The 8,238-nt window shown below is 51.9% G+C and carries 11 protein-coding genes; 5 read left to right on the forward strand and 6 right to left on the reverse strand.

Annotation, left to right across the window (positions count from 1 at the left end; all coding sequences use genetic code 11):
• Positions 1-317: 317 nt before the first annotated feature.
• Positions 318-722: a PIN domain-containing protein gene (locus H6G62_RS25020; protein ID WP_190500282.1), complete on the forward strand. Its 405-nt coding sequence runs from the start codon at positions 318-320 to the stop codon at positions 720-722.
• A gap of 359 nt (positions 723-1,081) precedes the next feature.
• Here H6G62_RS25020 and ppk2 read toward each other — a convergent pair whose 3' ends face one another.
• The 3 genes from ppk2 to thrC all read right to left on the reverse strand — a co-directional run bounded on the left by ppk2 (position 1,082) and on the right by thrC (position 4,062).
• Positions 1,082-2,044 (reverse strand): polyphosphate kinase 2, encoded by a 963-nt coding sequence (ppk2, locus tag H6G62_RS25025; RefSeq protein WP_190500284.1) that lies wholly within the window; start codon positions 2,042-2,044, stop codon positions 1,082-1,084.
• A 292-nt stretch (positions 2,045-2,336) separates the two neighbouring features.
• Positions 2,337-2,612: a MoaD/ThiS family protein gene (locus H6G62_RS25030; RefSeq protein WP_190500286.1), complete on the reverse strand. Its 276-nt coding sequence runs from the start codon at positions 2,610-2,612 to the stop codon at positions 2,337-2,339.
• Between the two features lie 130 nt (positions 2,613-2,742).
• Complete coding sequence (gene thrC, locus H6G62_RS25035) at positions 2,743-4,062, reverse strand: threonine synthase (protein ID WP_190500288.1); 1,320 nt, start codon at positions 4,060-4,062, stop codon at positions 2,743-2,745.
• Positions 4,063-4,550: 488 nt separating this feature from the next.
• Between thrC and ntcA the strand changes: the two genes are divergently transcribed.
• Positions 4,551-5,222, forward strand: coding sequence for a global nitrogen regulator NtcA (gene ntcA / locus H6G62_RS25040; protein WP_190500291.1), 672 nt, complete (start codon positions 4,551-4,553; stop codon positions 5,220-5,222).
• Between the two features lie 8 nt (positions 5,223-5,230).
• On the opposite strand, the gene H6G62_RS25045 is transcribed toward ntcA, so the two are convergent.
• The 3 genes from H6G62_RS25045 to H6G62_RS25055 all read right to left on the reverse strand — a co-directional run bounded on the left by H6G62_RS25045 (position 5,231) and on the right by H6G62_RS25055 (position 6,622).
• Positions 5,231-5,716 carry a hypothetical protein gene (locus H6G62_RS25045; RefSeq protein WP_190500293.1) on the reverse strand — a complete coding sequence of 162 codons (486 nt, stop codon included), beginning with the start codon at positions 5,714-5,716 and terminating at the stop codon, positions 5,231-5,233.
• Positions 5,717-5,839: 123 nt separating this feature from the next.
• Positions 5,840-6,169 carry a nucleotidyltransferase domain-containing protein gene (locus H6G62_RS25050; protein WP_199325233.1) on the reverse strand — a complete coding sequence of 110 codons (330 nt, stop codon included), beginning with the start codon at positions 6,167-6,169 and terminating at the stop codon, positions 5,840-5,842.
• Between the two features lie 171 nt (positions 6,170-6,340).
• Positions 6,341-6,622 carry a hypothetical protein gene (locus tag H6G62_RS25055; RefSeq protein ID WP_190500294.1) on the reverse strand — a complete coding sequence of 94 codons (282 nt, stop codon included), beginning with the start codon at positions 6,620-6,622 and terminating at the stop codon, positions 6,341-6,343.
• Between the two features lie 115 nt (positions 6,623-6,737).
• Between H6G62_RS25055 and H6G62_RS25060 the strand changes: the two genes are divergently transcribed.
• Genes H6G62_RS25060 through H6G62_RS25070 form a run of 3 tightly spaced genes read left to right on the forward strand, consistent with a single transcriptional unit; the run spans position 6,738 to position 7,642 of the window.
• Positions 6,738-6,974 (forward strand): helix-turn-helix transcriptional regulator, encoded by a 237-nt coding sequence (locus H6G62_RS25060; protein ID WP_190500296.1) that lies wholly within the window; start codon positions 6,738-6,740, stop codon positions 6,972-6,974.
• A 26-nt stretch (positions 6,975-7,000) separates the two neighbouring features.
• Positions 7,001-7,327 (forward strand): type II toxin-antitoxin system RelE/ParE family toxin, encoded by a 327-nt coding sequence (locus H6G62_RS25065; protein WP_190500298.1) that lies wholly within the window; start codon positions 7,001-7,003, stop codon positions 7,325-7,327.
• A 15-nt stretch (positions 7,328-7,342) separates the two neighbouring features.
• Entirely contained in the window at positions 7,343-7,642 is a 300-nt protein-coding gene (locus tag H6G62_RS25070) for a transcriptional regulator (protein WP_190500300.1), read from the forward strand.
• Positions 7,643-8,238: the final 596 nt, after the last annotated feature.

Genomic DNA, 8,238 nt, shown 5'->3' on the forward strand with positions numbered 1-8,238 from the left:
AGGAATAATGTCATTGAGATATTTTAAGGTTTTATTTTTGTTGAGCAATTCCTGCTGGCGTTCCTCAAAGTCCCAGAATCCTTTTTGTCCCATAGTCCTGATGAGAAGTGAGTAATTTATACTGTCTATGATCTCATCTTTTCGTGTCTATCGACTATCTCTTTAAGAATCAAAATACTAATGATCAAATATTGGACTATTAGCAAATATTTCAGGAATCTAGATTTCGACATGAGTCTCATTGTGAGACAGTGCCTTCAGTATTTTTCGAGGTGCCCGCTAGCCCATCTTGATACCATGCGCCAGGAGTGGGATCGGTGAAGTATCTCTACGACACCAATGTTTTTATTTATTATTTTGCAGAAGAGTCAGAAGTCTTACGATTTTTCTCAGAATCATTTCTCAGTCAAAATGAGGTCTTTATTTCTCCCATCGTGCGAATTGAATTGTTGAGCTTTCCAGATCTATCGGACGAAGAAGAAACGATAATTACTGACTTGCTGACGCAGTTTGAACGAATTCCCCTGTCACCTCAAATCGAAGATCGCACGATTCAATTGCGGCGCGATTATCGCCTCAAACTTCCCGATGCCCTAATTGCGGCAACGGCTTTACAACGCTCTGCCTGTGTAATAACCAGAAACGTGGACGACTTTAAGCGAGTGCCTGAGCTAACGCTGTGCAATCCCTTTGACGAAATGCAGGATAAATCGCCTGAGTAGGTCTTTCGCGGTACACCGCACCTACAAAATCAACCCCACCAGGGGCAGCAGCTTGTGGCCGTGCTGTCCCAGCCAGCGGTGGCTTCCACATGGGGGCGCAGTGGGGCCATCGCCGATTGGGGCACCGTCACCCCATCCACCGATTCGCCGAGGGCGTTAAAGACCTCTAGAATGCAGCCCGCTTCGCCATCTGCGATCCAATCGGCGGGCAGAAACGGAGAAAGATGTCAGGGCACCTCGATTAATTACCGTATAGCGAACATGAAAAGCCTGAAACCCCTGAAATCTCGTAGCTACTCCCACGAAGATTTATATTTTTCGAGGTGCCCGTCAGCCATCTTGAGTCGGTGACAAACTGATCAATACATTTGAGGGACAAAAAACTGCTCATTATGGGGTGGACGAACATAACCCTGGGGCGCTTTTTTCCTTGGGGCAAGCTTGAGCGGGGCCGGGGTCATATCCACGTAGGGAATTTTAGTCAGAATATGGCTAATACAGTTTAAGCGGGCGCGTTTTTTGTCGTCGGCTTCTACGGTAAACCAGGGGGCTTCGGGGATATTGGTATGGGCAAACATCGTGTCCTTAGCTTGGGAATATTCCACCCAACGATCCCGCGATTCTAAATCCATTGGGCTCAATTTCCAGCGGCGGGCCGGATCTGTCGTGCGAGACTGAAACCGTCGTTCTTGTTCCTCATCGCTAACCGAAAACCAGTATTTCAGCAAAATAATGCCTGACCGCACCAACATACGCTCAAATTCGGGGCAAGTTTGCATAAATTCCTGATAATCCGACTCGGTACAAAAGCCCATTACATGCTCTACACCCGCTCGGTTATACCAACTGCGATCAAAGCAAACAATTTCTCCAGCGGCAGGCAAATGGGCCACATAGCGCTGAAAATACCACTGGGTCTTCTCATGGTCGCTAGGCGTTCCTAAGGCAACTACTCGACAGCCCCGTGGATTGAGTGGATCCGTGATTCGCTTAATCGTTCCACCTTTACCCGCCGCATCACGTCCTTCAAATAAAATCACAATGCGGGTGCCCGTATGCTTGACCCAGTACTGCATTTTTACCAGTTCTACTTGCAGCTTAGCCAGTTCTTTTTCATAGAACGATTTTGATAATTTAGAACTCCCCTCTGACTCCGAGGTATAGCGATAGTGCTTGTCCTCAGAAGGCTGTTTTTCGGAATAGGACTGATGATGGTTGGCGTGCTTTTTCTGTTTTTTAGCTGATTGGGGAGCGCCTGATGGGGGCGATGAAACCACCGTTTCGGTCGTGGACTGGCCTTGATGTTCTGAGACTACGGGCATCGCGAATTCCTGGTTGGGCTGCGTTGATTCAGCCTTCATTGCTTTACGTTTAGCCTTGTCTTGGCTGGCCATGGATGGTATCACCTCCGCTGATGTATCGCTGCTGTGGTTAGAATAGCAATCCCGACGCATCCCGATCTCGTTCTATTGCGCAAACTTCATCTGTGTAGAGGCCATGGCCTCTCTTGATCAACAACGAAGAAAGCCAGGAGCTTCCCCCTGGCTGGAATCGTTTAAGTTGTTTAGCCGTAAGCGGCTATCCCGTCGTAGGAGACCCCTACAACAAGCTTGTTTAGCCCCCAGCCACAGCGGGGACAATGCTGACCTCGTCGCCATCGTTCAGGGTGGTTTCCTTACCATCCAAAAAACGAATATCTTCGCTGTTGACGTAGAAGTTTACAAAGCGGCGCAGCTCACCAGAATCATCGCAGAGACGGGCTTTGATGCCGGAATAGCGGCCTTCTAGGGCATCCAATAACTCGACAATGTTGCCGCCCTCACATTGAATGGTGGCTTCGTTGTTGGTGAACTTTTGCAGAGGGGTCGGAATCAGAACTTTAATGGCCATGTCACTAACTAAATTGAGCAAACGTGAATCAACAAAACTTTTGGTGGGTATTACCCAACCTACAGACTTTCCGGCTTCCCCCTCTCCCACGTTGGGAGAGGGGGACTGAGGGGGTGAGGGCTGCCGAGGCTTAGACCAGCACTTGCTGCCACTCTAGGCGATCCAGGGTGCGCGCCCGTTCCAGCGCCCGCTCGAAGCTGTCGAGCTTGGGTTCGATGGTGAGGGGTTCGCCGATGTAGCCCTGGACGGCTTCCTGGGTTTTGAGGCCGTTTCCGGTGATGTAGGCAACGGTGCACTCGTCGGGGTCAATCTTCCCGGCTTCCGCCAGCTTCTTCAGCACGGCAATGGTGGTGCCGCCAGCGGTTTCGGTGAAGATGCCTTCGGTTTCCGCCAGCAGCTTCATCCCTTCGACGATTTCCGCATCGGTCACAGATTCGATGTTGCCGTTGGTCTTGCGGGCAATGTCGAGGGCGTAGATGCCGTCAGCGGGGTTGCCGATGGCGATGGACTTGGCGATGGTGCTGGGCTTCACGGGGGAGACAAAGTCGCGACCGTCCCGGAAGGCCTGGGCAATGGGGGAGCAACCCTCGGCCTGGGCACCGCTGAAGCGCACGTCTTTCCCTTCCACCAGGCCCACCTTGGTGAACTCTTGGAAGCCCTTGTAGATTTTGGTGAACAGGGAGCCGGAGGCCAGGGGCGCGACGACGTGGTCGGGCAAGCGCCAGCCCAGTTGTTCCGCTACCTCAAAGCCGAGGGTTTTGGAACCTTCGGAGTAGTAGGGGCGCAGGTTGATGTTGACGAAGCCCCAGCCGTAGGAGTTGGCCACCTCAGAGCAGAGGCGGTTCACCTGGTCGTAGTTGCCGTGGACGGCCATCACCGTGGGACCGTAGATGAGGGTGCCGAGGACTTTGCCCGCTTCCAGGTCGGAGGGGATGAACACACAGCAGTCGAGGCCAGCGTGGGCGGCGATGGCGGCGGTGGAGTTGGCCAGGTTCCCGGTGCTAGCACAGGAGACGGTGGTGAAGCCCAGTTCACGGGCACGGGTGAGCGCCACGGAGACCACCCGATCCTTGAAGCTGAGGGTGGGCATGTTGACGGCATCGTTTTTAATGTAAAGCTCCTTCAGACCCAGGCGACGGGCGAGGCGGTTGGCCCGCACGAGGGGGGTCATCCCGGTGCCCACGTCAATCACATCGTCGGTGCTGACGGGCAAAAATTCTTTGTAGCGCCAGATGGACAGCGGCCCTGCCTGAATGGTGCTGCGAGACACCCGCTGACGAATGGCGTCGTAGTCGTAGGCCACTTCCAGAGGGCCAAAGCACACATCTTCGCAAACGTGCTTGGCGGTAGCCTCATACATTTCGCCGCACTCGCGACACTTCAACCCGGTGAAGGTGGGGGCCAGGGTCTTGGCGGACTCGGTAACTAGGCGTTCGAGGGACTGCGTCATGGATTTGAACCTGCGATTTCAACAACCTAAACGATGGAAACGCTTGGAGCAAGGCTCACTCAGCCATCCGTTGCGTTTCGTTGAGGGAACTGTAGCACGACCACCAAGCAGTCACCAACTATACCCGACTCTTTTAGTCGGGTATACCCAAAACCCCTGGAATAAGACCGATTGGGATACTTTGCTAGAGGGCTTTGACGCGGAGATGGTTGAGATCGGGGCAAAAAAAGTTGGGAATTTTTTGGCTTCGGCTTCAAAAAGTAGTCAGCAATGGCTAAAAAGTAACCCGCTATACAAACGTGCCCCAAGCAGTTAAGGTTAAGTGTTCTAAAGTCATGGAACGCTTGCATTAGCCAATGCCCCATGCTAGGAAGGCTGTCCATCCCTAGAAGTCGTAACTTCCCTCGACTTCTAGGTGGACAAGGATTTGAAGAGTCCTGGAATTCCAGGAATGGCTGAAGTTTCCGTGATGGCCTTAGCAAAACGTTATGGTAGTGACCCAAGATAAACCGCTTGCCAATGTCTTTCGCCAGCTTTCGGGCGGCGCTTTTCCTCCGGTTGTAGAGTCCTACGAACGCGGCAAAACTATCTTTTTCCCTGGGGATCCGGCGGAGCGGGTGTACTTTCTGCTGAAGGGGGCCGTCAAGCTGTCACGGGTCTACGAAGCGGGCGAAGAAATCACCGTGGCCCTACTGCGGGAAAACAGCGTATTCGGCGTCCTGTCACTAATTACGGGCAACCGATCCGACCGCTTCTACCATTCCGTCGCCTTTACCCCGGTGGAGTTGCTGTCGGTGCCCATCGAGCAGGTGGAGCAAGCCCTGGAGGAAAACCCCGAACTGGCCATGGTAATGCTGCGGGGGCTGTCCTCCCGCATTCTGCAAACCGAAATGATGATCGAAACCCTGGCCCACCGGGATATGGGATCGCGTTTGGTGAGCTTTTTGCTGATTCTCTGCCGAGACTTTGGCGTCCCCAGCCAAGACGGCATCACCATCGACCTCAAACTCTCCCACCAGGCCATCGCTGAAGCCATCGGATCCACCCGCGTCACCGTCACCCGCCTGCTGGGGGATCTGCGCCAGGAAGGGATGATTTCCATCTACAAAAAGAAAATCACCGTCCACGATCCCGTCAACCTCAGCCAGCAATTTACCTAAGGGTTTACCTACTCGGCAGACCAGAGGGTCAGATCGCAGCAGATACGACGAAGGAAATCACAACCGCAGCGGAAGAGACTCTTGGCCCTGCGGCCATGGGCTTTGATGGCAATCGGTTGGTGCTGATGGTGCCAGAGTCCGCTGCGCATGGCCCAGCAAAAGCCCAAGGCGAGGAGGGCAACGAGTTTACTGAGGCGCTCGGCATGGCAGAGGTGAGTCGATTCGAGGTTGAACCCTCGGGTTTTGAGGGCCGAAAACAAGGTCTCGATGCACCCGTCCTTGCCGACAAACTCTCGGTCGCCCGTCAAACATCGCACCTTGGCCTTCGGAAACACCCGCAGAAACCGCGTCAGACGCTTGTAGCTTGACTCCGGCTTCGCTCGATTGGCAAACACCGACGACCGTTGATCCAAGTTCACCGTTTCAACTCGGAAGAGGGCCACCAGAAACAGCGCCACAAACGTCAGTCGGACACCATGCCAGGACAATGGCATAGTAAGCACGATTAATCGAATCAGAGTAAAGACCTTGATCAATCAGGATTTGACCAGCATCTAAGGCATTTTGAGCCTGCCGAAGTCGTGCCTTTGCCAACGTACTGATATTCTCTGTTTGGCTCATGCAACAATACCCTCTGCAAGGATGCTGTGAACCAAAGGACTGGCCGTATAAGGGCTAGACTCGAACTGCTGGCGGGAATATTTGACGGTGGTAATTACGACGTCATGCTGAAAGCCTGTTTCCCAAGCGATATCGCTCAGAGTCTTCCAAGTGGCGCGGTCTAGTTTGTCTACCACAACACAAATATCAAAGTCTGAATCGGGTTGAGCATTACCCCTAGCCCGTGAGCCAAAGGCCCAAATTTGTGCGTCAGGAAATTGTTGGCGCACTTTGACAGAAAATTCTTTCAGGATTTGGTGATCGCGTATCTCCATGCCGTTTGCCATCCTATTTGCTCTTTCCTATTGTAGCTATCCCCCGGTTCTAGGTTTTGGGGAGGTATTTTACCAAGGCTTTCATGACTTCGTGGGGTTGGAATTGGAGGGGGCGGTCGGCATTAGGGGCACTGAGGAAGTCTGTCCATTCGGTAGTCCTATTTCGTACAGGCTAGAGAATAATCAGGCGACCCTAGAGACCTTACGGCAGTAGATTGCTGTTTTTGGCTGTTTTTTCTCTGACCCGTAGATTAATGCACTACCTGTCCATTCAAAGATTTCGGCAAAACCGAGCTGGTGGAGAGCGACGACGATGGAGCTAACGGCGGGTTTGCTGCCGATGATGAGGATTTTGACGGGTTCGCGGTCGGGATGGGGATAGGTGTGGAGTTTGAGGGTGAGTTCTAGGTGGACGGGGTCGGGGCTGGTGAGGCGGGTGCTGTAGCGGGCGGTGGGGGTTTGCATAGGATTTTTGGGGTTAAACGTCAACAAGTTCGATGACGGCATCATAGTCAACAAATTAGTTGTCGTCAACAGTTTTGTTGTTTACGGGGCTGGGGTGGTCTGACACCATGGAGGCATGGGAAAAGCTGGATCTGTACTCAGGCAGGTGCTTGAGGAGTTTGAGGTGAGCCAATACAGCCTTGCGGCGGCTCTGGATATTGAGCGCAACAGCGTGTACCGATGGGCAAATGAGAAAAGCGACCCCTCGGCGGAAACGGTGTTGGAGATTGTACGTGCCCTAAAAACCCTAAACCCCCAGGCGGCTAAGGCGTTTGTGGAGCGCTACCTGGGAGATGAGGTACAGGATCTCTGAAAATTGGTTATCTGGTTAATGGGGATATGAGTCAGGATCAGTGGGAACTTCAAAAATATGTGACTGAGGCTGGCAAGTGCCCCTTTGACGAATGGTTTGATGCCCTTGATAGCCAAACTCAAACCAGAATTGCAGTTCGGCTCAACCGTTTACGACTGGGTAATTTCGGAGACAGCAAAGGGATCGGAGAGGGTGTGTATGAGTTGCGTTTTTTCTTTGGCCCAGGCTATCGTGTCTATTATGGTTTAGTGGGAAGGCGGGTTGTACTTTTGCTGGTTGGGGGAAGCAAGAAACGGCAGAATAAAGATATCAAGACTGCACAAGAACTTTGGACAGCTTATCAAGAAGACTAAGGAGGCCGCTGAGCTATGCCAGTTAGGGACTACAAAAGTGACTTGCTTGTCAGGCTTGCAGATCCAGATTATGCAGCACTATATCTAAAGACCGCCCTGGATGAAACCCTGAAGGATGGGGATAAAGAGGCGTTTCTGTTGGCGGTTAAAGATGTCGCTGACGCTCAGGCCGCAACAGTAAGCATTGCTGACCAAGCAGAAATTGTCGATGAACTTCTGCCAGGTAAAGCAACGGTCGATGGAACGCCAACGGTGGAGATGTTGCTGTCGGTGTTGGATAGGGTTGGGCTAACGATGGAGTTTAAGTCGGCATAGACTGCAAGTCAAGATCGAGTTGCCCTTGAACATTTTCCCTAGTTGACGGTGGCGATGGATGTGGAACGCAATCATGTTTACCGCTGAGTGAATGAGAAGCGCGACCCAACGGCGGAAACGGTGGTTGAAATTGTGAGGGCGCTAAAAACGTTGAACCCTGAAACGGCTAGAGCCTTTGTTAAGCACTATTTACTCAACGAAGTCTTCTAGATAAACTTCCTATACTGCGTGAAATACACTTGTCTTTTGGGTACTCTATAGTTATTGTACAAGAGGTCGTCACAATAATCACTCAGAGATCTTATTAAGGAATCTATATTCTATGAGTACACCCAACCTTGTACTGAAGTTTGATCCAAATACAATTCAGCATCTTGGAATCTCCTTGTATTCAAAGCTCCCAAGCGTCTTGTCAGAGTTGATTTCAAACTCATGGGATGCGGATGCGGAAAATGTTACGATAAAATTTTTTGATGGCTCAGAAGAAAACTGGACAGTCATAAGTTCTGGACAGGGGTACTAAGTTACTAAGCTTTGGGAGACCTGAGGGGGCAAGGGGTTAAGCTTAGCGGCGATGAATTTAGGCAAAAGTAGAG

It is taken from the genome of Phormidium sp. FACHB-1136 (genome assembly GCF_014697375.1).
Taxonomy (GTDB): domain Bacteria; phylum Cyanobacteriota; class Cyanobacteriia; order Phormidesmidales; family Phormidesmidaceae; genus Nodosilinea.